27 protein-coding genes and 4 pseudogenes are annotated in these 25,479 nt (G+C 68.2%); 15 read left to right on the forward strand and 16 right to left on the reverse strand.

Annotated features, from left to right (window positions below):
* Nucleotides 1-71: 71 nt before the first annotated feature.
* Together CFP71_RS04995 and CFP71_RS05000 are read right to left on the reverse strand one after the other, a co-directional pair.
* Entirely contained in the window at nucleotides 72-824 is a 753-nt protein-coding gene (locus CFP71_RS04995; protein WP_093932646.1) for an anti-sigma factor family protein, read from the reverse strand.
* Entirely contained in the window at nucleotides 821-1,372 is a 552-nt protein-coding gene (locus CFP71_RS05000) for a sigma-70 family RNA polymerase sigma factor (RefSeq protein WP_039919256.1), read from the reverse strand. The genes CFP71_RS04995 and CFP71_RS05000 overlap by 4 nt, the downstream gene beginning before the upstream one ends.
* Nucleotides 1,373-1,608: 236 nt before the next feature.
* Between CFP71_RS05000 and CFP71_RS05005 the strand changes: the two genes are divergently transcribed.
* From CFP71_RS05005 to CFP71_RS05025, 5 genes are read left to right on the forward strand one after another with little or no spacing between them, the layout of a single operon-like run.
* On the forward strand, nucleotides 1,609-2,169 hold the full coding sequence (locus CFP71_RS05005) for a hypothetical protein (RefSeq protein WP_093932647.1): 561 nt from the start codon (nucleotides 1,609-1,611) through the stop codon (nucleotides 2,167-2,169).
* Complete coding sequence (locus CFP71_RS05010) at nucleotides 2,153-2,920, forward strand: DUF4142 domain-containing protein (RefSeq protein WP_093932648.1); 768 nt, start codon at nucleotides 2,153-2,155, stop codon at nucleotides 2,918-2,920. The genes CFP71_RS05005 and CFP71_RS05010 overlap by 17 nt, the downstream gene beginning before the upstream one ends.
* Complete coding sequence (locus CFP71_RS05015) at nucleotides 2,913-3,518, forward strand: ferric reductase-like transmembrane domain-containing protein (RefSeq protein ID WP_093932649.1); 606 nt, start codon at nucleotides 2,913-2,915, stop codon at nucleotides 3,516-3,518. The genes CFP71_RS05010 and CFP71_RS05015 overlap by 8 nt, the downstream gene beginning before the upstream one ends.
* A gap of 33 nt (nucleotides 3,519-3,551) precedes the next feature.
* Nucleotides 3,552-3,788, forward strand: coding sequence for a ferredoxin (locus tag CFP71_RS05020; protein ID WP_005164337.1), 237 nt, complete (start codon nucleotides 3,552-3,554; stop codon nucleotides 3,786-3,788).
* Entirely contained in the window at nucleotides 3,781-5,124 is a 1,344-nt protein-coding gene (locus tag CFP71_RS05025) for an NAD(P)/FAD-dependent oxidoreductase (protein WP_093932650.1), read from the forward strand. The genes CFP71_RS05020 and CFP71_RS05025 overlap by 8 nt, the downstream gene beginning before the upstream one ends.
* 720 nt (nucleotides 5,125-5,844) lie before the next feature.
* Here CFP71_RS05025 and CFP71_RS05030 read toward each other — a convergent pair.
* Entirely contained in the window at nucleotides 5,845-6,297 is a 453-nt protein-coding gene (locus CFP71_RS05030; protein ID WP_093932651.1) for a winged helix-turn-helix transcriptional regulator, read from the reverse strand.
* Nucleotides 6,298-6,365: 68 nt separating this feature from the next.
* Here CFP71_RS05030 and CFP71_RS05035 point away from each other — a divergent pair, with 68 nt between their 5' ends.
* Entirely contained in the window at nucleotides 6,366-7,511 is a 1,146-nt protein-coding gene (locus tag CFP71_RS05035; protein ID WP_093932652.1) for an MFS transporter, read from the forward strand.
* Here the strand turns inward: CFP71_RS05035 and CFP71_RS05040 are convergent.
* The 4 genes from CFP71_RS05040 to CFP71_RS05055 are packed head-to-tail and all read right to left on the reverse strand — an operon-like array spanning nucleotide 7,495 to nucleotide 11,170.
* Nucleotides 7,495-8,673: an acetyl-CoA C-acetyltransferase gene (locus CFP71_RS05040; RefSeq protein ID WP_093932700.1), complete on the reverse strand. Its 1,179-nt coding sequence runs from the start codon at nucleotides 8,671-8,673 to the stop codon at nucleotides 7,495-7,497. The two genes, CFP71_RS05035 and CFP71_RS05040, sit on opposite strands and share 17 nt — an antisense overlap.
* Nucleotides 8,674-8,677: 4 nt before the next feature.
* Nucleotides 8,678-9,280, reverse strand: a complete 603-nt coding sequence (locus tag CFP71_RS05045) for a TetR/AcrR family transcriptional regulator (protein WP_093932701.1) — start codon at nucleotides 9,278-9,280, stop codon at nucleotides 8,678-8,680.
* 7 nt (nucleotides 9,281-9,287) lie between these two features.
* Nucleotides 9,288-10,055 carry an SDR family oxidoreductase gene (locus tag CFP71_RS05050; RefSeq protein ID WP_093932653.1) on the reverse strand — a complete coding sequence of 256 codons (768 nt, stop codon included), beginning with the start codon at nucleotides 10,053-10,055 and terminating at the stop codon, nucleotides 9,288-9,290.
* Nucleotides 10,052-11,170, reverse strand: a complete 1,119-nt coding sequence (locus tag CFP71_RS05055; RefSeq protein ID WP_093932654.1) for an acyl-CoA dehydrogenase family protein — start codon at nucleotides 11,168-11,170, stop codon at nucleotides 10,052-10,054. Before CFP71_RS05055 ends, CFP71_RS05050 begins: the two co-directional genes overlap by 4 nt.
* 113 nt (nucleotides 11,171-11,283) lie before the next feature.
* On the opposite strand from CFP71_RS05055, the gene CFP71_RS05060 reads away from it, so the two are divergent.
* From CFP71_RS05060 to CFP71_RS05085, 6 genes are read left to right on the forward strand one after another with little or no spacing between them, the layout of a single operon-like run.
* Nucleotides 11,284-12,774, forward strand: a complete 1,491-nt coding sequence (locus CFP71_RS05060) for a FadD3 family acyl-CoA ligase (protein WP_093932702.1) — start codon at nucleotides 11,284-11,286, stop codon at nucleotides 12,772-12,774.
* On the forward strand, nucleotides 12,771-13,610 hold the full coding sequence (locus CFP71_RS05065) for an enoyl-CoA hydratase (RefSeq protein WP_093932655.1): 840 nt from the start codon (nucleotides 12,771-12,773) through the stop codon (nucleotides 13,608-13,610). Before CFP71_RS05060 ends, CFP71_RS05065 begins: the two co-directional genes overlap by 4 nt.
* Complete coding sequence (locus CFP71_RS05070; protein WP_093932656.1) at nucleotides 13,610-14,743, forward strand: acyl-CoA dehydrogenase family protein; 1,134 nt, start codon at nucleotides 13,610-13,612, stop codon at nucleotides 14,741-14,743. The genes CFP71_RS05065 and CFP71_RS05070 overlap by 1 nt, the downstream gene beginning before the upstream one ends.
* Nucleotides 14,740-15,669, forward strand: a complete 930-nt coding sequence (locus CFP71_RS05075; RefSeq protein WP_093932657.1) for an acyl-CoA dehydrogenase family protein — start codon at nucleotides 14,740-14,742, stop codon at nucleotides 15,667-15,669. Before CFP71_RS05070 ends, CFP71_RS05075 begins: the two co-directional genes overlap by 4 nt.
* Nucleotides 15,666-16,637: an acyl-CoA dehydrogenase family protein gene (locus CFP71_RS05080; RefSeq protein ID WP_093932658.1), complete on the forward strand. Its 972-nt coding sequence runs from the start codon at nucleotides 15,666-15,668 to the stop codon at nucleotides 16,635-16,637. Before CFP71_RS05075 ends, CFP71_RS05080 begins: the two co-directional genes overlap by 4 nt.
* 4 nt (nucleotides 16,638-16,641) lie before the next feature.
* Nucleotides 16,642-17,049, forward strand: a complete 408-nt coding sequence (locus CFP71_RS05085) for an HIT family protein (protein WP_093932659.1) — start codon at nucleotides 16,642-16,644, stop codon at nucleotides 17,047-17,049.
* Here the strand turns inward: CFP71_RS05085 and CFP71_RS05090 are convergent.
* Nucleotides 17,040-17,960 carry an RNA polymerase subunit sigma-70 gene (locus tag CFP71_RS05090; RefSeq protein WP_093932660.1) on the reverse strand — a complete coding sequence of 307 codons (921 nt, stop codon included), beginning with the start codon at nucleotides 17,958-17,960 and terminating at the stop codon, nucleotides 17,040-17,042. The genes CFP71_RS05085 and CFP71_RS05090 overlap by 10 nt on opposite strands.
* An 87-nt stretch (nucleotides 17,961-18,047) precedes the next feature.
* On the opposite strand from CFP71_RS05090, the gene CFP71_RS05095 reads away from it, so the two are divergent.
* On the forward strand, nucleotides 18,048-18,416 hold the full coding sequence (locus CFP71_RS05095) for a nuclear transport factor 2 family protein (protein ID WP_093932661.1): 369 nt from the start codon (nucleotides 18,048-18,050) through the stop codon (nucleotides 18,414-18,416).
* A gap of 267 nt (nucleotides 18,417-18,683) precedes the next feature.
* On the opposite strand, the pseudogene CFP71_RS45570 reads toward CFP71_RS05095, so the two are convergent.
* The 7 genes and pseudogenes from CFP71_RS45570 to CFP71_RS45510 form a co-directional block, all read right to left on the reverse strand.
* Nucleotides 18,684-18,884: pseudogene (locus CFP71_RS45570) on the reverse strand (IS5-like element ISMt1 family transposase); the annotation flags it as partial.
* A gap of 324 nt (nucleotides 18,885-19,208) precedes the next feature.
* Nucleotides 19,209-20,390: an HNH endonuclease signature motif containing protein gene (locus CFP71_RS05105; RefSeq protein ID WP_093932703.1), complete on the reverse strand. Its 1,182-nt coding sequence runs from the start codon at nucleotides 20,388-20,390 to the stop codon at nucleotides 19,209-19,211.
* A 150-nt stretch (nucleotides 20,391-20,540) separates the two neighbouring features.
* A pseudogene (locus tag CFP71_RS05110) lies at nucleotides 20,541-21,306 on the reverse strand (transposase).
* Between the two features lie 23 nt (nucleotides 21,307-21,329).
* On the reverse strand, nucleotides 21,330-21,788 hold the full coding sequence (locus CFP71_RS05115; RefSeq protein ID WP_208635882.1) for a hypothetical protein: 459 nt from the start codon (nucleotides 21,786-21,788) through the stop codon (nucleotides 21,330-21,332).
* Nucleotides 21,789-21,801: 13 nt separating this feature from the next.
* Nucleotides 21,802-21,944, reverse strand: a pseudogene (locus tag CFP71_RS44805) (IS30 family transposase); the annotation flags it as partial.
* Between the two features lie 42 nt (nucleotides 21,945-21,986).
* Nucleotides 21,987-22,454: a MarR family winged helix-turn-helix transcriptional regulator gene (locus tag CFP71_RS05120; protein WP_093932663.1), complete on the reverse strand. Its 468-nt coding sequence runs from the start codon at nucleotides 22,452-22,454 to the stop codon at nucleotides 21,987-21,989.
* Nucleotides 22,455-22,516: 62 nt separating this feature from the next.
* Nucleotides 22,517-22,850 (reverse strand): annotated as a pseudogene (locus CFP71_RS45510) (DUF6881 domain-containing protein).
* A gap of 35 nt (nucleotides 22,851-22,885) precedes the next feature.
* Between CFP71_RS45510 and CFP71_RS05130 the strand changes: the two are divergent.
* Entirely contained in the window at nucleotides 22,886-23,932 is a 1,047-nt protein-coding gene (locus CFP71_RS05130; RefSeq protein WP_093932664.1) for a fatty acid desaturase family protein, read from the forward strand.
* 31 nt (nucleotides 23,933-23,963) lie between these two features.
* Complete coding sequence (locus CFP71_RS05135; protein ID WP_093932665.1) at nucleotides 23,964-24,314, forward strand: transcriptional regulator; 351 nt, start codon at nucleotides 23,964-23,966, stop codon at nucleotides 24,312-24,314.
* Here CFP71_RS05135 and CFP71_RS05140 read toward each other — a convergent pair.
* A complete protein-coding gene (locus CFP71_RS05140; protein ID WP_425266597.1) occupies nucleotides 24,302-25,465 on the reverse strand; it encodes a S8 family peptidase in 1,164 nt (387 codons plus the stop codon). The two genes, CFP71_RS05135 and CFP71_RS05140, sit on opposite strands and share 13 nt — an antisense overlap.
* Between the last annotated feature and the right edge of the window lie 14 nt (nucleotides 25,466-25,479).

The following is a 25,479-nucleotide window of genomic DNA, read 5'->3' on the forward strand; positions in this document are numbered from 1 at the left end:
CCGAATTTCGATCCGGCTACTGGGAGATACGGTTCCGGAAGGGGAGCGGTTCAAAAAAAGATCGAAAAAGGTTACCGGCGCACGACGGCCAGCACGGTGCCGTCCTGCTTGTGCACCTCGAAACGTTCGACGTCGGCTTTCCGCAACGCCGTCGAACCGGTGATGACGAGCGGGTCCGGGGAACCGGGAACCCCGTATCCCTTGGCCGGGACGCTCCAGTTGTTGACGACGTAGGCCTCTCCGCCGCGGGAGTAGGCGAAGAGCTGGCAGGTCATCGGCCCGGTGAGGCCGCGCAGTTCGAGCTCGACGGCGCTGCCCCACTCCTTCTCCTGGACCGTGACCTCGGCGGCGACCGCGTTGCCCGCCTCGGACCAGCCGAAGGGGGCGGCACCACCGTCCGGGCCCGCCTCCCTGGACGACGACGGCGGCGGTGTCACCACCGAGGTGACGACCGTGGGCGCGGCCTGCGTGATGACCGGTTCACGGTTCGTGAGCGAAAGAACGACGAGCGGTCCGCCGATGACGAGCACGAGTACGGCGGCGGCCGTCGCGAGCCGGATGATCCGGCGACGGCGGTTCGCCTTGGCGGCGTCCGCGAGCAGCATCCGCAGCACGCGCGGCCCCGGCCCCTTGACGGGCGGGTCCGGCCAGCTCTTCTTGACCATGTCCAGGATGTCGGGCAGGTGGTACATCTCCACCAGTTCGACCTGACACTCCGGACACTCAAGCAGATGCGCCTCGAACCTGACGTGATCCTCTTCGCCGAGGACGCCGAGCACGTAGGCGGCGATATCCGTGTGCGGCGCTCCGGACACCTCGCTCACCCCCGCTCCTGCAACGCCCTGCGCAGCGCGCGCACAGCGTGGTGGATCCGCGATTTCACCGTACCCGGCGGAACCCCCAGCGTCGCCGCGACCTCGTTCACGGTGCGGTCACGCAGGTAGGTCTGCTGGACGGCCTCACGTTGTTCCGGGGAAAGATTGCGCAGGGCCTCGTAAACGATCATGGCCGCGAGCGTCTTCTCCGATTCGTCCGGTACTCCGATCGAATCCGACTCCAGTTCCTCCACCTCTTGAGGGCGGGCGCTGCGGCTCCGCCAGCCGTCGATGACGATGCGCCTGGCCACGGTGAACAGCCAGGCGCGCAGCATCTCCGGCTGCCGGTCGAGCTTGCCGGCGTTGCGCCACGCCTTGATGAGCGTCTCCTGGACCACGTCCTCGGCCCATTGGCGATCGTGACCGGTCAGCTTCAGCACGAACGCCATCAGGCTCGACCCGAACTCCTGGTACAACGCCCTGATGAGGTCGTCATGCCCGTTCGACACGGGTTCATGATCGACAATTGGCTGCAGTATCCGAGAGTGGCGTCCCACGCGGCACATCTTTGTGCGATCAGGGGCGATAAGTCCAGTACCAAAACCGTTCGGTACCGGTTTCTCCACGCGGTGAAAGTTTTTTGAACCGTTCCCGACTCGTGACCGTATCCCCTACCGAAGACCCCGACCCGGCGCTGTCCCCCGCATCGCCGAATCCACTGTGGATCATGACTGTCCACAGTGTACTTAAACCTGCCTGCACACACTCCTCTGGCCCCGACAGGAGGATTTCCGTGAACCCCGTGTCACGCTCGGTCATACCTCTGACCCTGACCCTGTCCGCGATCGCGCTGACCTCGGCCTGCACCACCGGTACCGCGGGACCCAACGGCACTCCGGGCGCGGCTCCCGCCGCCGGCGCGGCGCAGATCCCGGGTATGCCCGACCCCAGGGCCGAACCGGCCCCCGGTGTCACGGCGGCGATCCTGTTCGATCTCGGACCGATCGTCACCGACACGAACGGCTTCACGCTCTACCGCTACGACAAGGACACGGTCAACCCGCCGAAGTCGAACTGCGCCGAAACCTGTTCGCGCACCTGGATTCCCGCCAAAGCGGGCGGCGACCTCGTGGTGACCGGGCTCGATCGCGCCCTGGTCGGCACCGTGACCAGGGACGACGGCACCGAGCAGGTCACGCTCGCGGGCTGGCCGCTCTACCGCAACGCCGACGACGCGATGCCCGGCAACACCGGCGGGCAGGGAGTCGACGACGCGTGGTTCCCGGTCAAACCGGACGGCACGAAAGTGCTGCTCACCGCGGACACCTGGCAGGCCGATGACCTCGGCATCTGACCTCCCCAGATTCTCCCGCCCGGTGCTCGTCCTGCTGGTCGCGGCCGTGGTGACCCTGCTCGGCCCCGTCGGCGACGCGCACGCCCAGCAACTGTCCGCGGCGGACCGGAACCTGATCGTCAACGTCAAACTGGCCGGGCTGTGGGAAATGCCCGCCGGGATGTGGGCGCAGGAACGCGGGAAGAGCAAGCGGGTCCGCGAAGTCGGCCGGACGCTGATGATCGACCACGGCAGGCTCGACACCGCGACGCACGGCATCGCCGACCGCTTCGGCGTCACCCTGCCGACCGAACCGTCCGATCAGCAGTCCGCGTGGCTCGGCGAGATGAAGGCCGCCCGCGACGACACCGAGTTCGACCGGATCTTCGCCAACCGGCTCCGGTACGCGCACGGCGTGCTGTTCCCCATCATCGCCCAGGTCAGGGCCGGTACCCGCAACGACGTCGTGCGTGACTACGCCACCACGGCCAACCAGGCGGTGCTGCGGCACATGACCCTGCTGGAGAGCACCGGCGTCGTCGACCAGTCGCTGATGCCGGAAGCCCCGGTGCCGCAGGCGAACAACGCCAACGCCGCGATGGACGTCGGCTTCGGTGACCTCGCCCTCGGCCTGCTGCTCGCGGTCGCGCTCGGCGGCGGACTGTTCCTCGCCGTCCGGACCCTGCGAGCCAAGAACACCCGGACCCGCAAACGCGCGGCCGCCGCCGAACCGGAACCGGTTCCCAGTGCCTCAGGAGAGATCCATGTATGACCAGTGGTCCGAGGTGGTGATAGTCCTGACCCAGAAGACGGACACGGATCCCGGAATCAAGGGCATGGCACAGACCTCCGCCCGGATCTCCTACGGCTTCATGTGCTTGACCCTGTGCTGGGGCGTGCTCACCGCGACCGGCTGGATCAAGTCGCTGACCGGCCGGAAAGCGCTGCGCAACTCGCATATGGTGCTCGGCATCCTGGCGCTGTCGTTCGGTGTCGTGCACGCGACGTCTTTCCTGTTCCTGCCCGACGGGTTCACGTTGGCGCAGATCTCGATCCCGCTCCTGCCGGGCACGCTGGCGCGGCACGAACTCGGCGTCATCGGGCTCGAGGTCATGATCGCCATCGCGCTGACCGGCGGGATCAGCCGGTTCAGTTCCTACCGGCGCTTTCTGTGGATCCACCGGCTCGCCTACCCGGCGGTCGCGATCACGGCGCTGCACTCGTTCTTCGGCGCCATGGCCAACGGCCACCTCGGCCTCCTGTGGTTCGGCGGGATCACGCTGTTGGTCCCCGCGCTGCTGCTGACCGCGCTGCGGTTCACGCCCACCCGGTACCTGGAACGGCTGGGCCTGGTCGAGGAACTGGTCTGACGGCCGCACGAAACGACTGGGAGAAACGAAAAAATGATCTTCGGAAGCGTACGGCGCGGCACCCGTGTCAGCGTCGACAACGAGCGGTGCGAGATCTTCGGCTTCTGCGAGATGGAAGCGCCCGCCACGTTCAAGATCGGACCGGACGGCAAGCTCCGCATCCGCCGGATGGTCGACCGGGACGGCTTGGACCAGGCCATTTCGGCGGCCAGGCTCTGCCCGAAACAAGCCATCAGAGTCAAGGGAGAAGGAGCGTACGACGATGAGTGACGGAGACCGGATCGTCATCGTCGGCGCGGGCGTCGCCGGGCTCCGCTCCGCGGAACGCCTGCGGGAGCTCGGTTTCGACGGCGAGATCGTGCTGGTCGGCGACGAGCCGCGGAAGCCGTACCACCGGCCGATGGTGTCGAAGGAACTCGTCACCGGCGGGGTGAAGCCGGTGGCCGCGAGCCTGGAGCCGTACCTCGACCTGGACGTCCACTGGCGGCTCGGCACCCGCGCGACCTGGCTCGACAGCAAGGAACGCACCGTGCACCTGCCCGGCGGGGAATCCCTCTGGTACGACGGTTTGATCATCGCGACCGGGGTCTACCCCCGGCATCTGCCCGGCTCGCCGCGCCACGACCCCCGGGTCCGTGTGCTGCGCACCGTGGAGGATTCACTGGCCGTCCGGCGGGCTTTGGGGAACAGCAACAAAGCCGTCGTCGTGATCGGCAGCGGCCTGATCGGGAACGAGTTCGCCGCGTCGATGCGGCACATGGGCCGCGACGTCACCCTCATCGGCCACGCGAAGGCGCCTTTGCACCGCTTCGGGGAGCGGATCGCGTCGGCGCTCACGAAGGAACACCAGCATCATCGCGCCAAGCTGGCGATGAACACCGAGGTGCGGAACTGGATCAGCACCAAGGAGACGGTCGGGCTGCACCTGACCAACAACCAGTTCCTGGTGGCCAGCTGCGTGGTGCTCTCGATCGGCAGCGTGCCCGCCGTGGACTGGCTGCGCGGCTCGGAGCTGACCATCGACGACGGCGTCCTGTGCGAAGCCACACTGTTCGCCACCGGGGCCGAGGACGTCGTGGTCGCCGGCGACGTGGCGAAATGGCCGAACCTGCGGATCGACGAGACCCCGCGCCGGGTCGAGCACTGGATGAACGGTGTCGAATCCGGGCGCGCGGCGGCGGAAAGCCTGATGCTGGGCCGGGGCAACGCGCGGCCGTACACGCCGCTCCCCCGTGCCTGGTCGTCCCTGTACGACGCGCGCTTGCAGACCGTCGGGATGCCGTCGCTGGGCAAGGACACGATCGAACTTTCCGACGGGGTCACCGGTTTCGTCCGTGACGGCAGGCTGATCGGCGCGGCGGGCTGGGACCGGCCGAAGGCGATGATCCACTGGACCGCCGAACTCGACCGGCGGCTGCCGGTGCCAGAACCGGTGGCCCCCGCCCCCGCTCCCGCCGAACCTTCGTTCGTGGCCGGCCTTGGGGAGCCGACGCCGATCGGGGAGGACGTCCTCGCCCCGTTCGAGCGGGACTTCCTGTCCGACACCCCGACCGCGGCCGTACCCGCGCAGGAGGAGATGCCCTGGGCTCGCGTTCCCGCCGGGTGACCCGGGTTCGCGACCGGACCGGGGCCGCGCGCGGCGGCCGCGGTCCCCTCAGGTGGCGGTGGGCAGCTGGGCCTCCGCACCCACCGCCACCCCCTGGGGACGCCGGAAGGATCCCGGACCGACGGAGATTCGGGCTCCGTCGGAAACCGTCCTTCCAGCCTCCCCGCATCCGGTCGGGGCCCTTCCAGGCTTGACTCACCTGGGAGGGCCCCGATCTATGACCTCGTGACTCACGTGCGCAAAGACGTGACCCGCGTGATCGAGGCCGGAACTCGCGTGTTTGGAGGCGGAACTCGCGTGTGCGGCGCCTGATCACGCGAGTTCCGTCTCCAATCACGCGAGTCACGTCTCTGATCACGCGAGTTCCGTCTTTGAGCACGCGAGTGCGGGGTGGACTTTCACCGCAGCGCACGCGCGGAGGCTCCCTTCGCGTCGAGATGCCCACCTCGGAACGCGTTGCGAAAGCCACTTTCGCAACCTTCAACGTTGCGAAAGTGGCTTTCGCGGCACTGCTTTCCCGCGACACCGCACCGGGCCGCCTCCAGGTGTCGCGAAAGCCACTTCCAGGACATCAGGTGTCGCGAAAGTGGCTTTCGCGACACCGCCCGCCGAGGTGGTGGCCAGCTGGCAGGGCACCCGCCCGCCCAGCCGTTCGCCTGCCCGTGAAGGCCTCCTTCCCTACCCTGAAGGTAGTGAAGGAGGCCTTCACGGACTCACCACTCACGAGGCCGGCGCCTTCACCACCACCGTGTCGTCCGGACCGACCGGACGCCCGTCCGAGGCGTGGATCTCCAGTGCCCGCAACGGAAGCCCGCCATCACGATCCACCAGTTCGGACCGTGGTTCACCTTCGGCGAAGAAGTGCGCTTCGCCCCACTGCCGCAACGCGACGATCACCGGGAACAGGTCGCGCCCCTTCGCCGTCAGGACGTACTCGCTGTACGTGCTCCCGTCCGAAGCCGGGACCACGTCGAGCACCCCGTGCCCGACGAGCGCCCGCAATCGAGCGGACAGGATGTTCTTCGCGACGCCGAGGCCACGCTGGAACTCCCCGAAGCGGCGGACGCCGTCGAAGGCGTCACGCACGATCAGAAGTGACCACCAGTCGCCGATCGTGTCGAGCGAGCGCGCCACCGGGCACGGGGCTTCGTCGAACGTCGTCCGCTTCACCATGGTTGCATCTTACTACCGGTTTGCCCTACCGTTCGAGTGGTAGCAAGTTGAAACCATCTGGAGGGTCAGTGCGGCTCGGAGTCGTCCTGCTGTTCGCCGTGGCCGCCGGGACGGCCGTCGCCACGATCTACTTCGCCCAGCCCTTGCTCGTCACCATGGGCGCCGATCTCGGGATCGCCGCGTCGACCGTGGGCGGCATCGTCACGCTCACGCAGCTTGGCTACGGCCTGGGCCTGTTCCTGCTGGTCCCGCTCGGTGACCTGCTCGAACGCCGACGCCTCGTCGCCGGGTTGCTGACGCTGCTCGCGGTCGCCGAACTGGTGGCCGCGACCGCCCCGAACGGCCTGGTGCTGTTCGCCGGGATGGCGTCGATCGGCGTGCTCGCGGTGGTCACGCAGCTCTTGGTCGCGTTCGCGGCCTCGCTGGCGGATCCGGCCGGACGAGGGCGCGTGGTCGGCCTCGTGACGACCGGTGTCGTCCTCGGGATCCTGCTCGCGCGCACGGTTTCCGGGACGCTAGCCGACTTAGCCGGCTGGCGCGCGGTGTACGTCGTGTCCGCCGGGGTGACCGTGCTGATCGCGATCGTGCTGTACCGAGTGCTGCCTGCTTCGTCCCCGGCCGGCAACGGCATGACCTACCGGCGGCTGCTGCGTTCCACCCTGTCCCTCTTCGCTGAGGAACCGGTCTTCCGGACGCGCGGAACGCTCGCGCTGCTGATCTTCGCCGCGTTCGGCACCCTCTGGAGTTCCGTCGCCCTGCCGCTCAGCGAAGACGGCCTTTCGCACACCGCCATCGGCGCGTTCGGGCTGGCCGGGGCCGCGGGGGCACTGGCGGCGGCGCCCGCCGGACGGCTCGCGGATCGCGGCCGGGCACGGTGGACGACCGGGCTCGCGCTCGGCCTGCTCCTGATTTCCTGGGTGCCACTGGGTTTCACGCGTTCGTCACTGTGGGCGCTGGCGGCGGGCGCCATCCTGCTCGACCTGGCGGTCCAGGCCGTCCACGTCACGAGCCAAACGCTGATCTACCCGCTCCGCCCGGACGCCGGCAGCAGGCTGATCGGCGGGTACATGATCTTCTACTCGGTCGGCAGCGGCATGGGAGCCATCGGCTCGACAGCCGTCTACGCGGTCGCGGGCTGGACCGGAGTCTGCCTGCTCGGCGCGGCCTTCAGCGCGTCGGCCCTTGCCGTGTGGAGTGTCAAAGCCGCTCGATGATCGTGACGTTCGCCGTCCCGCCGCCTTCGCACATGGTCTGCAACCCGTAGCGTCCGCCGCGGCGTTCGAGTTCGTGCAGCAGGGTCGCGAACAGTTTCGTCCCGGTCGCCCCGATGGGATGGCCGAGCGCGATCCCGCCGCCGTTGACGTTGACGCGGTCCGGATCGGCGCCCGTCTCCTCGATCCACGCCAGGACGACGCTCGCGAACGCCTCGTTGACCTCGAACAGGTCGATGTCCTCGATGCTCAAGCCGGTCTTGCGCAGCGCGTGCGCGGTCGCCGGGATCGGCCCGGTCAGCATCCATACGGGATCCGCCGCCCGCACCGAAAGGTGGTGGATCCTGGCGCGCGGGGTGAGGCCGTGTTCCTCGACGAACTTCTCCGACGCGATGAGTGTCGCGCTGGCGCCGTCCGAGATCTGGCTGGCCACGGCCGCGGTGACCCGCGAACCCTCGCTCAGCGGCTTCAGCCCGGCCATCCGTTCCAACGTGGTGTCGCGCCTGGGCCCCTCGTCCAGGCCCGCTCCGGCGAACGGCGTGATCTCGGCGGCGAACCGGCCTTCGTCGATCGCCGCGATCGCGCGCTGGTGACTGCGGAAGGCGAACTCCTCCATCGCCTCACGGGTCAGGTCCCAGTGCTCGGCGATCATGTCGGCACTGCGGAACTGCGAGACCTCGACGCTGCCGTACCGCTCCTGCCAGCCCTTCGAGCCGGAGAACGGGTCTTCGAAGCCGTACTCTCGTCCGGCGAGCATCGCCGCGCTGATCGGGATCGCGCTCATGTTCTGCACGCCGCCGGCGAGGACGAGGTCCATCGTCCCGGACAGCACCGCCTGCGCGGCGAAGTGCACGGCCTGCTGGCTCGAACCACACTGCCGGTCGATCGTCACGCCCGGCACGTGGTGCCCGAATCCCGCCGCGAGCCACGCCGTCCTCGCGATGTTCCCCGACTGCGGCCCCAGCGTGTCGCAGCAGCCGAGGATGACATCGTCGACCAGGTCGGCCTCGACGCCCGATCGTTCGACGACGGCCTGGATGACGTGGGCGCCCAGATCGGCGGAGTGGACGCCGCTGAGCGCTCCCCCGCGTTTGCCGACCGGCGTCCGGACCGCGTCCAGTACGTAAGCTTCAGCCCGAGGTACGTTTTCCCTCCGAGGGCTCATCGATTCAGCCACGCCGCCTCCTTTTGGTCGCGATGCCGTCCAGCAGGATCCCGAGGTACTGCTGCGCGACGTCGTCCGCGCTCAGCGATCCGTCGGGGTTGTACCAGCGCACCGCCACCCAGACGGTGTCGCGGATGAACCGGTAGGTGAGTTCGACGTCGAGGTCCTCGCGGAACGCGCCGGCCGCGATGCCGTCGGTGAGGATCGCGTTCCACAGTTTGCGGAATTCGGTGTTGCGGTCGTTGAGGTAGTCGAAGCGCGGCAACTGCATCAGGTGTTTCGCTTCGGACTGGTAGATCGCGACCTCGGCGGGCCGCCGGTGAATGGATTCGAACGACGCCACGACGATGGCTTCGAGCGTTTCCCGCGGTCCTCGGCCTTCCGCGACGATCTCGGCGTACGCGCCGAAGAGTTCGTCGAGGAACCCGGTGAGGATCTCGTCGGCCATCGACTCCTTCGAGTCGAAATGGTGGTAGAGGCTGCCCGACAGGATTCCCGCCGCGTCCGCGATGTCCCGCACGGTGGTGGAGACATAGCCGCGCTCGGCGAACAATTTCGCCGCGAGGGCGAGCAGTTCGGCGCGGCGGGACCCTGGACTGGCTTTCATCGGAACCTCACGCATGCTGGGAACTCACGGACAAGACCTCGCCGGTGAGGTACGACGAGTACTCACTGGCGAGGAACACCATCACATTCGCCACTTCCCAGGGTTCCGCCGCCCTCCCCGAGACCTCGCGGGCGGTGAGTTCGGTGAGCAGCTCCTCGCTGGTCACCTTGGCCAGGAACGGATGCATCGCCAGGCTCGGCGCGACGGCGTTGACCCGGATGCCGTGTTCGGCGACGTCGACGGCGGCGCAGCGGGTGAGCGCCATGACTCCCGCTTTCGCGGCCGCGTAGTGCGCCTGACCGGCCTGAGCGCGCCAGCCGATCACGGACGCGTTGTTGACGATCACCCCTCCGTCGCCCTGCGCGATGAACCGGTTCACCGCGGCCCTGGTCGCGCGGAAGGTGCCGTTGAGGGTCACGTCGATCACGCGCGACCATTCCTCGTCCGTCATGTCCACTATGGACTTCGTGCCGCCGAGACCGGCGTTGTTGACGAGCACGTCGATCCGGCCGTAGTGCGCGGCGGCGCCGTCGACGAGTGCCCGCACTTGATCTTCTTGCGTGACGTCACAGGGAATGGCGTGGACGTCGCCGAGTTCGGCCGCCTTCTCTCCCAGCCGTCGCTCGTGCCAGTCGCTGATCACGACCCGGGCGCCTTCCTCCAGCGCGCGTTTCGCCACCGCGGAACCGATCCCGGTGCCGGCCGCCGCCGTCACCACGACCACCTTGTCCCGCAGGAGATTCGCCCCCTCGGGGTACTTCGGCACCGGAATCACGGTCGCACCTCCCGGGGAAGGCCGAGCACCCGCTCGGCGATGACGTTGCGCTGGATCTCATTGGAGCCGCCGTAAATCGTATCGGCCCGGGTGAAGAGGAAAAGCCGTTGCCAGGCGTCGAGCCCATCTTCGGCGAGCATGCCCCGCGCGCCGCGGACGAGCATCGCGAGCTCGCCGAGGTCGCGGTGCCAGTTCGCCCAGACCAGTTTCGACACTTCGGCGACGCCCGGCGACGAGTCGCCCAGGGTGCGGATCGCTTGCGCCCGCATGACCTCCAGGCCGACCCACGCGCGGTCGATCCGCTCGGCGATCACCGGGTCGTCCGGCGCGATCCTGGTGAGGTCTTCGAGTTCCCGCCGGAAGCCGACCTGCTGGCCGAGCGTTGCGACGCCGCGTTCGAAGGCGAGGGTGCCCATGGCCACCCGCCAGCCGTCGCCGGGTTCGCCGACGACCAGGTCCTTCGCCGTGCGGGCGCCGTCGAAGAAGACTTCGTTGAACTCCGACGTCCCGGTGAGCTGCTGGATCGGGCGGACCTCGACCCCGGGCTGCCGCATCGGAACGAGCAGATAGGACAGTCCTTTGTGGCGTTTCGAACCGGGCTCGGTCCTGGCGAGGACGAAGCACCAGTCGGCCACGTGCGCGAGCGACGTCCACACCTTCTGGCCGTTCAGCACCCACTCGTCGCCTTCGAGGGTCGCGGTGGTCGACACCGCGGCGAGATCGGAGCCCGCGCCGGGTTCGGAATAGCCCTGGCACCACAGTTCCTCGACGGCCACGATCGGCGGCAGGAACCGCTTCCGTTGTTCCGGCGTACCGAAGGCGATCAGGGTCGGGCCCAGGAGTTCCTGAGCCAGATGACTCACCCGCGCCGGGGCGCCCGCTCGCGCGTACTCCTCGTGGAAGACGACCTGCTGTTCCAGCGTCGCGCCCTGCCCGCCGTGCTCGACCGGCCAGCCGACGCAGGTCCAGCCCGCCGCGGCAAGCCTCCGTTCCCACTCCACGCGTTCGTCGAAGGCCTCGTGTTCCCGCCCCGGGCCGCCCAGCCCCCGCAGTTCCGGCGGCAGATTGCCCGCCAGCCAGGTGCGCACACGGTCGCGGAAACCGTCCTGAGCCACACGTGCCTCCTCTAGCCAAACCAGAGCCTGCTGCGTAGGCTACCCTACCAAGCACTTGCTAGGGAGAAATGATTCGGACTTCGCGGCACTCGGGTGACAACAGGGAGACGTCGATGAGTGAGGGGACCATCCCGGCGGCGCTCGATCAGGCCGCGGAACGCTTCGCCACACGAGAAGCACTCGTCGACGGCGAAGTCCGGCTCACCTATGCCGAACTCGCGCGACGGGTCCGGCAGGCGGCGCGGTTCTTCGAAGGCCACGAACGGGTCGCGATCTGCTCCCCCAACACCTGGCACTGGGTCGTCGCCGGACTCGGCGCGCTGTACGCCGGCGCGACGCTGATCCCGGTCAACACCCGGTTCACCGCCCGCGAGACCATCGACGTCCTCGACCGCGCGGGGGTCTCCGCGCTGGCGATCACCGGCACGTTCCTCGGCACGGACCGGCTGGCGGCCCTCGGCTCCTCACGGCCCGGCACGGTGCTGCGGATCCCCGTGGAAGGCGCCGAAGCGCCGATGGACGGCGTCACGGAATGGGACGCTCTCGCCGATCTCGACAGTGATTTCGTCAGCCGGGCGGAGCCCGGCCACGTCAGCGACATCCTGTTCACCTCCGGGACCACCGGCCGCAGCAAGGGCGCGATGAGCAGTCACCGGCAGGCGCTGAGCGTCGCCGAGGCCTGGGCCGACTGCGGTGGACTGACCGAGGAAGACCGCTACCTCGTGATCAACCCGTTCTTCCACAGCTTCGGCTACAAGGCGGGAATCCTCGCGGCCATCCTGCGCGGCGCGGCGATCGTCCCGCAGGTCACCTTCGACGTCCGCGGCACCTTGAGCCTCATCGAGACCGAGCGGATCACCGTTCTCCCCGGCGCGCCGACGGTCTACCAAGTCCTGTTGGACGCGCCCGAACGCGGGGAACACGATCTGTCCAGCCTCCGGCTCGCCGTCACCGGGGCGGCGACCGTGCCGGTCGCGCTGGTCGAACGCATGCAGGCGGAGCTGAGTTTCGACACGGTGCTCACCGCGTACGGGCTCACCGAGGCCGTAGTGGCCACGATGTCCCGTCCCGAGGACGAAGCGAAATTGGTGGCACATTTCTCCGGACGCGCGACGGCGGGCTTCGAGGTGAAGCTCGGCGAGCACGGCGAAGTCCTGCTGCGCGGGCCGAACGTGATGCTCGGCTACCTCGACGATCCGGAAGCCACCGCGGAAGCCGTCGACGCCGACGGCTGGCTGCACACGGGCGACGTCGGCGTGCTCAACGACCGCGGCTACCTGCGGATCGTCGACCGCATCAAGGACATGTACGTCTGCAAGGGATTCAACGTCTACCCGGCCGAGATCGAGCAGACCCTCAGCTGGCTGGACGGCGTCGCGGAATCCGCGGTGATCGGCGTTCCCGACGCGGTGTACGGCGAGGCGGGCAAGGCCTACATCAGGCTCCGCCCCGGATCCGAACTGTCCACAGAGGACGTTCTGGCGCACTGCAAGAGCAATCTGGCCAACTACAAGCTCCCCCGGTATGTCGAGTTCGTGGCGGAGCTTCCGCGGAACCTGTCGGGGAAGGTGCTGAAACGCGTGTTGCGGGAGGAGAACGGATGACCGTCGAGTACGAGCGACGCGGGCCGGTGGCCGTCGTCACGATGAACCGGCCGGAGTACCGGAACGCGCAGAACTCGGCGATGACCTACGCGCTCGACGCCGCGTTCAGCCGTGCCGTCGACGATCCCGAGGTCAAAGTGATCGTGCTGGCCGGGGCGGGCAAGCATTTCTCCGCCGGGCACGACATCGGGACGCCGGAGCGCGACGTGGACGTCTCCTTCGAGCGCAAGGCGGTGCTGTGGTGGGACCACGTCGGTGCCGAGGGCGGTGACCAGCGGTTCGCCCGCGAGTCGGAGGTCTACCTCGGCATGTGCCGCCGGTGGCGCGAGATCCCGAAGCCGACCATCGCGAGTGTGCAGGGCGCGTGCATCGCGGGCGCGCTGATGCTGGCGTGGGTGTGCGACATGATCGTCGCCTCCGACGACGCGTTCTTCGCCGATCCCGTGGTGCGCATGGGGATTCCCGGTGTCGAGTACTTCGCGCACCCCTGGGTCCTCGGTCCGCGCGCGGCCAAGGAAGTGCTGTTCACCGGTGAGCGCTTCACGGCGCAGCAGGCCAAGGAATGGGGGATGCTGAACCGCGTCGTCCCCCGTGCCGACCTCGAAACGGAGACCATGGCGCTGGCGGAGAAGATCGCGGTGATGCCGAGGATGGGTCTCGCGCTCGCCAAGAAGGCCGTCAACCAGGCCGAAGACCTGATGGGCCTGCGGTCCGGAATGGACTCCGTGTTCGGACTGCACCACTTCGCGCACGCGCACAACGCCGAGATGTCCGGCGGTGACTCGCTGGGCGGACAGGACGCGCGCTCGATGCGAGACGCGAACAGGACTTCGTGATGGATCTCGATCTCGACGAGCGCACGCTCGCCTTCCGTGACGAGGCCCGCGCCTGGCTCGCCGCGAACGTTCCGGCCGAGCCGCTGAAGTCGTTCGACACCGCCGAGGGATTCGCGCAGCATCGCGACTGGGAATCCCGGTTGGCCGACGCTCGCTGGTCGGTCGTCTCGTGGCCGCGCGAGTTCGGTGGCCGGGACGCGAGCCTCCTGGAGTGGGTGCTGTTCGAGGAGGAGTATTACGCGGCGGGGGCGCCGTTGCGGGTCAACCAGAACGGTATCTTCATGCTCGCGCCCACGCTGTTCTCCCATGGCACGGAAGAACAACAGCGTCGGATCCTGCCGAAGATGGCGCGCTCGGAAGAAGTCTGGGCGCAGGCCTGGTCGGAGCCCGAGGCGGGCAGCGATATCGCCGCGCTCCGTAGCACCGCGACCCGCTGCGACGGCGGCTGGCGGGTCAGCGGGCAGAAGACCTGGAGTTCGCGGGCGACGTTCGCCGACCGGGCGTTCGGCCTGTTCCGCAGCGACCCGGAGTCGGCGCGGCACAAGGGCCTCACCTATCTGATGGTGGATCTGCGGTCCGAAGGTGTCACCGTCCGGCCCATCCCCCAGCTGGACGGCGAACCGGGGTTCGCGGAGATCTTCTTCGACGCCGTCTTCGTCCCCGACGCGGACGTGATCGGCGCGGCGGGCGAGGGCTGGCGGGTCGCGATGACGACGGCGAACAACGAACGCGGACTTTCCCTGCGCAGCCCAGGCCGGTTCCTCGCCGCAGCCGACAGGCTGGTCTCGCTCTGGACCGGCGCCGGGCGGCCCGCGCACACCGCCGACAGGGTCGCCGACGCGTGGATCGGCGCGCGGGCGTATCAGCTGTACACCCTCGGCACGGTCACCCGTCTCGCGGACGGCGCCGAACTCGGGCCGGAATCGAGCGTCAACAAGCTGTTCTGGTCGCGTCTCGACGTCGAACTGCACGAAACCGCGCTCGACGTCCTCGGCCCGGACGCCGAACTGCGGGGGCGCTGGAGCGACGGCTGGTTGTTCTCCCTGGCGGGCCCCATCTACGGCGGGACCGATCAGATCCAGCGGTCCATCGTCGCCGAACGACTGCTCGGCCTGCCGAAGGGGGCCCGATGAGGTTCACGCTTTCCGGCGAGCAGCAGCAGTTCTCCTCGAGCCTGCACGATCTTCTGTCCGATTTGGACACCGAAGCGGCCAACCGATCCTGGGCGGTGGGCGATCACGGGCCCGGTCTCAAGATCTGGCGGCGGCTGGCGGAACTCGGGGTGACCGCGCTGGCCGTTCCCGAGAAGTACGACGGGCTCGGCGCGACCCCGGTCGATCTGGCCGTCGGCTTCGAACGGCTCGGGTACCACTGCGTTCCCGGCCCGTGGACCGACACGGTGGCCATTCTGCCGTCTCTGCTGGACGACGAGCTGCTGACCTCGGTCGCGTCCGGCGAGACCTTGGCGTCGGTCTCGTTCGCCCCGCATGTGCCGTACGCCTTGGATTCCGATGTCGCCGACGCGCGGCTCTCCGTCGAGGACGGCAGGCTGCGCGCGTTCACACCTGGCGCTCTCTTGTCCTCTGTGGACGGTTCACGGCGGCTGTTCCCGCCGGTGGCGGGAGACGACCTCGGCACGGCGCTCGACGCGGACCGCGCGTTCGAACTGGGCTGTCTGGCCACCGCCGCGCACCTTCTCGGCGCGGGGCGGTGGCTGCTCGACACGTCCGTCGCGTATGCCGCGCAACGCAAGCAGTACGGGCGGGAGATCGGCGGGTACCAGGCGGTCAAGCATCTGCTCGCCGATGTCGCGACCGGGCTCGCGCTCGCCGAACCGCTGCTGTTCGGCGCGGCCGTCACCCTCGACCCACGCGACGTCTCCGCGGCCAAGGTGGCGTGCGGCGACGCCGCGCATCTCGCCGCCCGGACCGGGCTGCAAGTGCACGGCGCGATCGGCTACACCGCGGAACACGCGCTCGGTCTGCGGCTGAGCAGGGTCCGCGCGCTGGTCGGCGCCTGGGGCACGCCGCGGTTCCACCGGGAGCGGGTGCTGTCATGACGTTCACCGCCGAGCAGGACGCGCTGCGGGACAGCGTCCGGAAACTGCTGGACCGGGAAGCGGATCCCTGGCCGGAGCTGTGCGAACAGATCGGCGTGGCGGCGTTGGCCGTCCCCGAACGGTTCGGCGGGCTCGGCGCCGGGACGATGGAACTGCAAGTGGTCGCCGAAGAGCTGGGCCGGGTTCTCGCCGACGTCCCGTTCCTCGGTTCGGCCGTACTCGCCGTGCACGCTGTCCTGGCCACCGGTGACGACGAAGCCTGCGAGCGACTGCTCCCCCGCCTCGCCGAAGGTGCCGTCGGCGCGGTGGCCTGGACCGACGCCGACGGCCGGTGGGACGCGCCGGCGTGCCGAGTCGCCGACTCCGCTTTGACGGGTGAAGCGCACTATGTCCTCCACGGCGACGAGGCAGAGATCCTCCTGGTGGTGGCCGACGGCTCGCTGTACGAAGTCACCGAGGCGGCGCGGGTGCGTACCCCGGCGATGGACGAAACGCGGCGCCTGGCCCGCCTGACTTTTGATCGTGTCCCTGCCCGGCTGCTCGGCCCGGTCGATCTCGGCGCGCTGCGCGACGTGGCGTGCGCCGTCCTGGCCGCCGAGCAGGCCGGGGCCGCCGCGCGCGCTTTCGAGCTGACAGTGGAGTACAGCAAGCAACGCCGCCAGTTCGGCAGGCCGATCGGCGGCTTCCAGGCACTGAAGCATCGGATGGCGGATCTCCACGTCCTGGTGGAAACCGCGCGCTCGGCGGCCTACGCGGCGCCGGAGTCGAGCAGGCTGGCCGCGGTGGCGAAGGTCCATTGCTCGGAGGCGCTGGCGACGGTGGCGGGCGAGATGATCCAGCTGCACGGCGGGATCGCGATCACCTGGGAGCATCCGGCGCACCGCTATTTCAAGCGGGCGCACGGGGCGGCGCGGCTCTTCGGGGCGCCCGATGAGCACCTGAGGCGGGTGCGACCGCCGCTATCGTGACCGGGTGGACTGTGCGATCTGCGCCAAGCACCGCGGCGAAGGGCCGTTGGTGGGGCCGGTCGTCCGGGCCGACGACCTGGTCATCGTGTCGCACCGGCCGGGTGAGTTCCCCGGGTACCTGTTCGTGGAGACCCGGAGGCACGTGGCCGTACTCGACGAGCTGACCTCGGACGAGGTCTCGGCGGTGTCGCGGGCTGCGTGGTGCGCGGCTCGTGGCCTGCGGGCGGAACTGGCACCGGAGCACGTGTTCTCCGCCATCGCCGGGCGGAGTGTCGCGCATTTCCATCAGCACGTGTTCGCACGGCACCGGGGAACGCCCGCGGAGATCGGGTGGATGGACGGTCCTTCGTGGAGCGGCGCCCCGGTCGTGGACATCGACGCGCTCTGCGGCCGCCTCGCGGGCTACTTCTGATCCAGGAACCGGGTGACGGCGCGGATCCGGTCGCCGTCGAGCGTGAGGACCATCAACCCGGCCGGTGTCGCGCCGTGGCGGCAATGGAACGCGGGCTGGTTGTTCGCCCGGGCCGGTGTCATGGTGAAGCCCTCGGGGACCGGAACGGCCATGGTGACGCGGAGGAAGCTCGCGATCGCTTCGAGGCCGTGGTACTCGTGCGGCGCCGGCGGCATGGCGAGCCACGCGTCATCCGTGAGCAGACTGAGGACACCGTCGAGGTCGCCCGCGGTAAAGGCGTCGGCGAATCGCTTGGTCAGCTCGCGTTCCCGGGGTGAGGGCCGGTGCCCGGCGCCGTCGCGATGCTTGGCGAGCGACGCGCGAGCACGTTGGAGGATGCCTTTGACCGCCGTCTCGGTGGTGCCGAGCATGGCCGCGACCTCACCGGCGGGGAAGCACAGGACGTCCCGGAGGACGAGCGCGGCGGCCTGTCTCGGCGGGAGGAGCTGGAGACCGGTGACGAAGGCGAGTTCGATCGCCTCCCTGGCGGTGTAGCGCGCTTCGGGACCGGGTTCACTGTCGGCGACGCGCTCGAGGAGCTCGTCCGGGTACGGCTGCAACCAGGTCACCTCACCGCGACGGCTGGGCTCCGGCGGATCGAACGGCGGCACCGGCTCGGGCGGCCGGCGGCGGCCCGCGTCCCGCAGGGCGTTGAGGCAGCGGTTGGTGGCGATGCGGTACAGCCAGGTACGGAGCGACGAACGGCCCTCGAAGCCTTCGAGGCCGCGCCAGGCGGCCAGGAGCGTCTCCTGGACGACGTCCTCGGCGTCGGCGAAAGAACCGAGGAGCCGGTAACAATGCAGGTGCAGCTCATGCCGGTAGGTGTCGCTGAGCTCGCGAAAGCCCCGCTCGTCCGTCGTCCTGGTGCTCACGGGCCGATCCTGTCACTTCGTGGCGCACCGTTCCGTTCCGGGCGGGAATGGTGTCTGACGAGGTGAAGGTCGACGAAAGGAACCATCATGACCAGTCCGGCTTTGGACGTCGCACTCGCCTACCACCAGGCGTGGACCGGCAAGGACTTCGAGAAGGCGATGACCTACATCGCCGACGGCATCGTTTGTCACACGCCCGGTGGACCGCTTTCCGGCGCGGAAGCGTTTCGCGGGTTCATGGGGCCGTTCACCGAGATCCTGACCGGGTCGACGCTGCTTTCCGCGTTCGGGGACGAGACGACGGCGCTGCTGATGTACGACACGGCGACCTTGCCGGTGGCGAGCGCACCCGGGGCGGAGATGCTGACCGTGCGGGAGGGGAAGATCGTGGAGTTGCGGATCGTGTTCGATCGGGCTCCTTTCGATGCGGCGAGGGCTGCTGCTGCTGGGTCTTAGGGCACGTGGTCGCTGCGGGGTTAACGGTGCGCGGCGCTTAGCTGCATGTGGGCGCGGGGCGCTTAGCGGCACGCGGGCGCGGGGTGTGTGGTCGTGGACCGGGCGCGTCCTTCGAACCTGTCCTGATGGACCGGTTCGACCACGTTGCGCTGTTTATGGACCTCGGCGTCGAACATGGGCGGTCGCCCGCCGCTGCGGCTTTTGCGTCTTTTGTGGCCTTTGGCTGCGCGGCGGGCGATCCGGGCGACGGTGATGCCCAGCCAGCAGCGGGTCGTCTCCGGCTTGGCCCGGGATGAGCCGGAACCGCATCGGCGGATCCGCCCGTCCGCGGCGACGTGGATCTTGGTGCTCAGCACACCGCAGGACCGCCCGAGTCCTCCCCCACCGGAAGCGAGGGCTTCGATCCGTCGCTACGTCCTTCTTTCGGGCGGCGGCATGGTGGTGCGCCCGGACCACACTCGAGTCGACGGAAACGATCCCTTCGAGCTCGCCGACGGCGTCCTCCTTGAGGATCATCCGGTCGAGGCCAGGTCCCAGGTGCCGTCTTCGGTCCACGACCGCAGCCGTTCGCGCTGTCCTCCAGGCCCGTAAAGGTTAGGGCGTGCAGGTGCGCAGCTTCCACAAGATCGCGTTCGATGACTTGACGATGAACCTGCCATCGCCGTGCACCACGACCAACCACGTCCGCGATTCAACCGAACCGTGGCTAGACCACATACACGACACGCCTTGGGCGCGCGGCTACCGTCACCCAGCCTGCGTCCGGGTGAGCATCGGTCAGGTGCGTGCCTGTCAGAAGGGTGGGATGTCATCCTCCGGTTCCGGCCGCGGGTCGTGGAGTGGCTCGGGTGTCGCGTCGTAGGTGCGACCGGTGGGGGTGGTGATGATCATGCCGCCGTTGCCGGTAGGCGCCGCGGACCAGCCCGGTTCCTCCTTGAGCAGATTGTGGATCTTGCAGGAACCATGGCAGTTGTGGTGATCGGTCTTGCCGTTCCGCGCCCAGGCGAGGATGTGGTCGATCTCGGAGAACTCGGCGGGACGGTGGCAGCCGGGATGCGTGCATTCCCGGTCCCGGGCTTTGATGAACCGGGCCAGCGAGGCAGGCGACCGGTACTTGTCGGCACCTGCCTCCAGGAGCTGCCCGGTGGCGGGGTCGGTGATCAGCCGTGACCAGGTCGAGCCGGGATCGGAGGCGATCTCGCGGACGAGCCATTCGGGAATGGGTCCGTAACCGGCGAGGGTCGCGGGATCGTCGCGAGCGCCGGCCAGGGTCAGGAAGTCGACGTAGACGTGGATGTGCGCGCGAGGCTTTCCGTGACCGTCCTCGGCCAGTAGCCGTTCGGCGAACACGTCCGCGCGATGCTGATCCAGGGTCCGGGATTTGTCCTGCGCCCGGCGCGCCTGCGCGGCGCGGCTCATCGACGCGTAAATCGAGCTCGCCACCTCGGACGGCAAATAGCCGGCAAGGGTGGACATGGTTTCGTCTTCGTGTTCCAACGAAATGTGCCGTCGCGCGCGTTTCTTCTTCGCCCGCTCCTTATAGCCCTCCCGGTCGAACTTCTGCACCGCGCCGCTCACCGATCTACCGATCGCCCTGACATCACGATCGGCGAGCCGTTTGGCCATGAACGCGTCCACCTGCGCGGCGACCTCGTCCGAGACCTCCCGAGTCAGCTGACTGACTTTCGACGCCTTGTACAGATCGATGTCGCCTTTCTCCAGTGCCGCCAACGTGTTCGGCAAGCGCGCCACAAGAGCGCAGGACGTTTCGACCAGCAGGAAGGCTTGATTGCGAGAGACCGAGAAGCACAGGGCGACCTCCTCGGTCACCGATCTTCGCGAACCACCCACCGCGGCAAACTCGGCTATGGACCGCACCTGACGACCCTGCGCCTGACGAAGCAGAATCTCCTCGTCGTGGGCGGCATCGAGAAGGCGAGCGGCTTTCGGATTGAAAGCAAGAGATGTGGTCATGTCCATGATCATACTCGAACATGAGTTCGATCGCCATGAACGAAGCCTGGCGGTTTCAAGTGGTCAGTGCGCCACCTAAGTCTAAGGGTTGTCCCGTAAATGATCTCCCAGCAGTTCGGGACGTGCCTGCCCTGGAGCGGTCGCGCTCGTCTATCCAGCAAGGGTGAGATTGTGCAGGCGAGCGATGCCGAGCATCGCGTGGCGGACGCTTTCGCCACGTAGCCTGCAGTCGCGCAGGATCTTGTAGATCTTCATTCGGGCGAAGCAGTGTTCGACGCAGGCCCGGACTTGCTTGTGGGACTTGTTGTGCGCCTGCTTCCACTCCGGCAGTTCCTCGCCCTTGCGACGGCGGTGCGGCATTGCCAATCCGGTGCCGGGATAGCCGCCGCCGGCAATGGTCGTGGTGTTGCCGACCGCGTCCTTGGCACCGGACTCCGCCAGGCCCCGGCAGTCGTTGCGGTTGCCCGGCAGCGGTCGGCCGACCACGACCACCAGGCGGGTGTCAGCGTCAATGACCACCTGGTGGTTGGTGGAGTAGCGGTAGTTCTTCGACTGCTCGGCGATCTTGTGATCGCGGGTGGGCACTAGGGTGCCGTCTACGATCAGCACGGCGTCCTAGGCGAACCGCCGCGGGGTCGCAGAGCGAGCTTCGGCCCGCGCTCGTCGATTACCCGGTCGGCGCGGCCGACTTCGACACCCCGAACAGCGGGGTCAGCTGCCGCATGGTGAGGATGGTCCGTCAGTACGCGGCGACCTGCAGCACCCGGCCCTCAGGGAGAGCTTCCATAGTCGGCCCCGGCCGCCGACGCCAGCGCCTTCACTTCGCAGTTGAGTCAACAACTTGCCGAAGCGCGAGGGCCCAGCCCGGTGAACGGGCGATAGATGACGGCTCGGACGCCGTGGTCACGCCAGCCACATCCAAGATCATTCCCTCGGCGGTCAACCGGCCAGATGCAGGTCTCCTCGCCAACTCCCGCATTGCACGCTGCCTGTGGAGAAGCAGATCTCCAGGCCGACCCGTCCGGTGCGGGCGTCGAACCTCTCGTCCACCGAGGAGATGGCCTCTCCCACGTAGCGGGCAAACGGTGTCCCGTGTCCACTCGTCACCACCTCGACCCGGCCACTCTCACCAAGGTCGTATCCCGCGTGGGGTGCCGCGTCATCCACAATCAGGCACCAGTCGGATCCGGTCCTGATGTGGATGTAGTCACCGAGGCCGTCGACGAGCCAGATCTCCAGCGGGCCGACAGCTTCCTCGGAATCGTAGCGATGCCGGGCGGCCACGATCTGCACCACGCGACGTCCCACCAGGCGGTCGTGATCCACCGCCGCTCCATGCAGCGGACATACGTGCGGTTCCGTCGACATCACCCGCAGACCGTATCCGGCGTCGAGCATCAGGTCACTGGGATTACGGGACAGATCTTAGGAAAAGCTTGTTGAACACTTCGGCGGGTTTGTGCCAGCCGAAAGTTTCGCGTAGGCGGTCGTTGAGTTCGTCGGCGATGGCGTCGAGTTCTGGCTGCCGTGGCTGGAAAGGTCAGCGCCTTGGGGAAGTACCGCCAGTGACGCACTGACCATTTGAGCCAAGTCCAGCTAGACGACCATCCCGCCCGCGTTCCGGATCAGCCGTTGCAGCACCTTCACCGTCGTCACATAGTCCGTGTCGTCGATGCCGTCGTGGAGCGCGGCGCGGATGGCAGGGGCATTACGCGCGAGGTCGACACGGGCCTGTTCCCCCTCCTCCGTGAGCCACAGCCGGTTCTCGCTGTCCCGAGTCAGCCAGCCGCGCTCCAGGAGCACCTCGGCCTCCGCCACCAGATCGTCCTCGGGACGGATGTAGGAAACCATCGCCGCTTGCAGTTCAGCCAGGGTCATTCCCCGACCATCGGGCGAGATGTCGTTCGCCGACAGATTGCGCAGCAGCCAGAACTGGGGCTGGGTGTAGCCCTTTTCCGCCTGCCGGGCCCGGGTGAACGCGATGAGTGCCTCGTAGGCGACACCGGTCCAATACGCGGCGGGCTGTCCGGCCAGTTCGACGTCGGATATCGGCCGAGCCGTCATGTCGTACTTCTTCCCATACGGAGACGGTAGAACCTCAAGCGCGGTCGAGGACAAGAGCAAGCTCAGTCCTCAGCCCTGCCGAGAGCCTTGTTCCACACCCGTTCAAACTCGTCGCCGTCGATCCGGGACGCCGAGAACTCCTGCTGCGCGTTGATCTCGTCAAGGGGCACCCAAGCGCGTGCCGCCCACCTCGTGCCGCTCATCAGCCCAGCCGAGGCGGCCACCCCGGAAGCGCTCCACCTTCCGGCACTCGTAGCCATCTGCGCCCACCTCACTGAAGATCTCCACGGGTTCCTCGGCGAACTCGTGCGACCAAAAGCACCTCAAGTACCACATACACGCATCACTCCCCCAGGGTAGGGCCAGCCCCCGCATCGACCCACCGGCGCACCGCATTCACCCCACCCCACCGCCCGGCCAGACTCGGACCGGTGACCGCAAACCTCCGCACAGGCAGCGATTTCGCCCGCCTGTCCCGCCGCGTCAGCGAAGCGGGCCTCCTCGACCGCCGTCCCGGCTACTACGTCTTCCGCATCGGCCTGGTCGCCACCCTCTTCGTCTCCGGCTGGGTCGCCTTCTTCGCGATCGGGGATTCCTGGTGGCAGCTGGGGATCGCCGTGTTCCAGGCGGTGATGTTCGGCCAGATCGCCCTGCTGTCGCACGATCTCGCGCACCGCCAGGTGTTCCGGACCCGCCGTCCGAGCGAGATCGCCGGCCGCATCGCGGGCAATCTCGGCGTGGGCATGAGTTACGGCTGGTGGATGGACAAGCACACCCGCCACCACGCGAATCCGAACCACGAGGCTCTCGATCCCGACGTCGATCCGGACATCCTCGTGTGGTCGAAGGAACAGGCCAGGGCCAGCAAGGGGCTCCCCCGGTTCATCGGCCGCTACCAGGCTTTCCTGTTCTTCCCGCTGCTCACCCTCGAAGGCCTGAACCTGCACTTCTCCGGCATCCGCGCGGTCTCGAAGCCGGGGATCCGGCGGCGCGGGCTCGAAGCCGCCCTGCTGCTGACGCATTTCGCGCTCTACTTCAGCGCGCTGCTCGTCGTCCTCTCGCCCGGCAAGGCGCTCGTGTTCTTCATCGTCCACAAAGCACTGTGGGGTGTCTACATGGGATCGATCTTCGCGCCCAACCACAAGGGCATGCCGATCCTGTCCGGTGACGCCGAACTCGACTTCCTTCGCAAGCAGGTGCTCACATCCCGCAACGTCCGCGGCGGCAGGATCGTCGACGTCGCGCTCGGCGGGCTCAACTACCAGATCGAGCACCATCTGTTCCCGAGTATGCCGTCGCCGCACCTTCGCCGCGCCCGGCCCATCGTCCAAGGATACTGCGCCGAAATTGGCGTCCCGTATCACGAGACGGGGCTCGTCGAGTCGTATCGGCTCGCGTTGCGCAGTCTGCACGAAGCGGGTGAGCCGATCCGACTTTCGGAGGGTTCACCGGCTGAGACGGCCACCGGACGTCGTTGACACTCCAGATACGGCTTCTTACTTTCAGTGCATGACGCCCCCGAAGATCTTCCCCGGCGCCACCCTGCATCCAGAACCGTTCCCGCGAGCCCTGCGCGCGGCGATCACGGCCAGCGGGCTCCCGCTGGACCGGATCCGCCATCGTCTCGAACTGCGCGGCGTCTCCATCAGTGTGCCGACGCTGAGCCATTGGCAGTCCGGCAGACGCAGACCGGAACGCCCGGAATCCCTCCGGGCGCTCGCCGAACTCGAACAGCTGCTGTCCTTGCCGCCGTTGGCTTTGCGGTCACTCCTCGGCCCGCCACGACCACGCGGACGGAAAAGCTCGGTCCCGGCGCAACGCCGGGACCGAGCCACCACCGAGGGAACCTACCCGACGTAGAGCGTGCGGTTCGGGCTACCGCTACCGGGGTTGGTGACCAGCCCCGGAGTCGAAGCGCTGATCAGCGCCTGAGCCACCTGCGCCGCGGTGGCACCGGTGTGCGAAGACAGGTACAGCGCGGCGGCACCGGCGACGTGCGGAGCGGCGAACGAGGTGCCGTCACCGGTGTAGGTCGCGGTGTCGTTGTCCTTCCAGGCCGAGGTGATCGAGACGCCCGGCGCGAACAGATCGATCACGGAACCGTAGTTGGAGAAGGAAGCGCGGCGGTCGGTGCGGTCCGCCGCGGCGACCGTCAGCGCTTCGGTGACCCGGGCGGGCGAGGTGTTCGCGGCGTTGACGTTCGAATTACCCGCCGCGATCGTCCAGGTGACGCCCGCCTTGATGGAGTTCCGCACCGCGGTGTCCAGCGCGCTCGACGCGCCACCACCGAGACTGGCGTTGGCCACCGCGGGCTTCTTGGCGTTCTGGGTGATCCAGTTGACGCCGGAGATCACCCCCGCGGTCGTGCCGCTGCCGTCGGAACCGAGGACCCGCACCGGATACAGCGACGCGCCCTTGGCGACACCGTACTTCGCGCCGGCGATCGTGGCCGCGACATGCGTGCCGTGGCCGTAACCGTCGTCCGCGTTCGTGTCATTGTCGATGAAGTCGTACCCCTGCTTCACCCGGCCGCCGAAATCGGTGTGCGTGGCGCGGATCCCGGTGTCCAGAACGTAGACGTTCACATTCGAAGCGGTGGTCGAATAAGTGTATTTGTTGTCCAGCGGAAGTTTACGCTGATCGATCCGGTCGAGCCCCCAGGACGGCGGATTCGTCTGCGTCGCTTCGGCGCGCAGCACCTTGTTCTGCTCCACGAAGGCGACAGCCGGGTCGGCCGCGAGACGCTTCGCCTGCCGCTCGCCCAGCGCCACCGAGAAACCGCTGAGACCCTGCGAGTACTGCCGTCCGATGGTGCCGCCGAACTTGCCTGCCAGCGAAGGCTTGTCGGCGGTGGACCCGTCCTTGAGCACGACGATGTAGCTGTCGGCGATGGCGCCTTCCGCACCGGCGCCGACGATCGCGCCCTCGGCGGCCTGCGCCGGCGTCACGCCTGCCAAGACCGTGACGACGGCGGCGGCCAAGCCGATTCCGGTCAGTCTGCGAGAATTCACGTTGCTGTCCCCAT

Source organism: Amycolatopsis thailandensis (assembly GCF_002234405.1).
Lineage (GTDB): Bacteria > Actinomycetota > Actinomycetes > Mycobacteriales > Pseudonocardiaceae > Amycolatopsis > Amycolatopsis thailandensis.

Coding starts and splice junctions, on each gene's coding strand:
- CFP71_RS05135 (WP_093932665.1), top strand. CDS start 23,964: ATGACGCCCCCGAAGATCTTCCCCGGCGCCACCCTGCATCCAGAACCG.
- CFP71_RS05075 (WP_093932657.1), top strand. CDS start 14,740: ATGAGGTTCACGCTTTCCGGCGAGCAGCAGCAGTTCTCCTCGAGCCTG.
- CFP71_RS05095 (WP_093932661.1), top strand. CDS start 18,048: ATGACCAGTCCGGCTTTGGACGTCGCACTCGCCTACCACCAGGCGTGG.
- CFP71_RS05115 (WP_208635882.1), bottom strand. CDS start 21,788: ATGCTCGACGCCGGATACGGTCTGCGGGTGATGTCGACGGAACCGCAC.
- CFP71_RS05080 (WP_093932658.1), top strand. CDS start 15,666: ATGACGTTCACCGCCGAGCAGGACGCGCTGCGGGACAGCGTCCGGAAA.
- CFP71_RS05040 (WP_093932700.1), bottom strand. CDS start 8,673: ATGAGCCCTCGGAGGGAAAACGTACCTCGGGCTGAAGCTTACGTACTG.
- CFP71_RS05025 (WP_093932650.1), top strand. CDS start 3,781: ATGAGTGACGGAGACCGGATCGTCATCGTCGGCGCGGGCGTCGCCGGG.
- CFP71_RS05045 (WP_093932701.1), bottom strand. CDS start 9,280: ATGAAAGCCAGTCCAGGGTCCCGCCGCGCCGAACTGCTCGCCCTCGCG.
- CFP71_RS05060 (WP_093932702.1), top strand. CDS start 11,284: ATGAGTGAGGGGACCATCCCGGCGGCGCTCGATCAGGCCGCGGAACGC.
- CFP71_RS05070 (WP_093932656.1), top strand. CDS start 13,610: ATGGATCTCGATCTCGACGAGCGCACGCTCGCCTTCCGTGACGAGGCC.
- CFP71_RS05015 (WP_093932649.1), top strand. CDS start 2,913: ATGTATGACCAGTGGTCCGAGGTGGTGATAGTCCTGACCCAGAAGACG.
- CFP71_RS05010 (WP_093932648.1), top strand. CDS start 2,153: ATGACCTCGGCATCTGACCTCCCCAGATTCTCCCGCCCGGTGCTCGTC.
- CFP71_RS05020 (WP_005164337.1), top strand. CDS start 3,552: ATGATCTTCGGAAGCGTACGGCGCGGCACCCGTGTCAGCGTCGACAAC.
- CFP71_RS05065 (WP_093932655.1), top strand. CDS start 12,771: ATGACCGTCGAGTACGAGCGACGCGGGCCGGTGGCCGTCGTCACGATG.
- CFP71_RS05030 (WP_093932651.1), bottom strand. CDS start 6,297: ATGGTGAAGCGGACGACGTTCGACGAAGCCCCGTGCCCGGTGGCGCGC.
- CFP71_RS05120 (WP_093932663.1), bottom strand. CDS start 22,454: ATGACGGCTCGGCCGATATCCGACGTCGAACTGGCCGGACAGCCCGCC.
- CFP71_RS05105 (WP_093932703.1), bottom strand. CDS start 20,390: ATGACCACATCTCTTGCTTTCAATCCGAAAGCCGCTCGCCTTCTCGAT.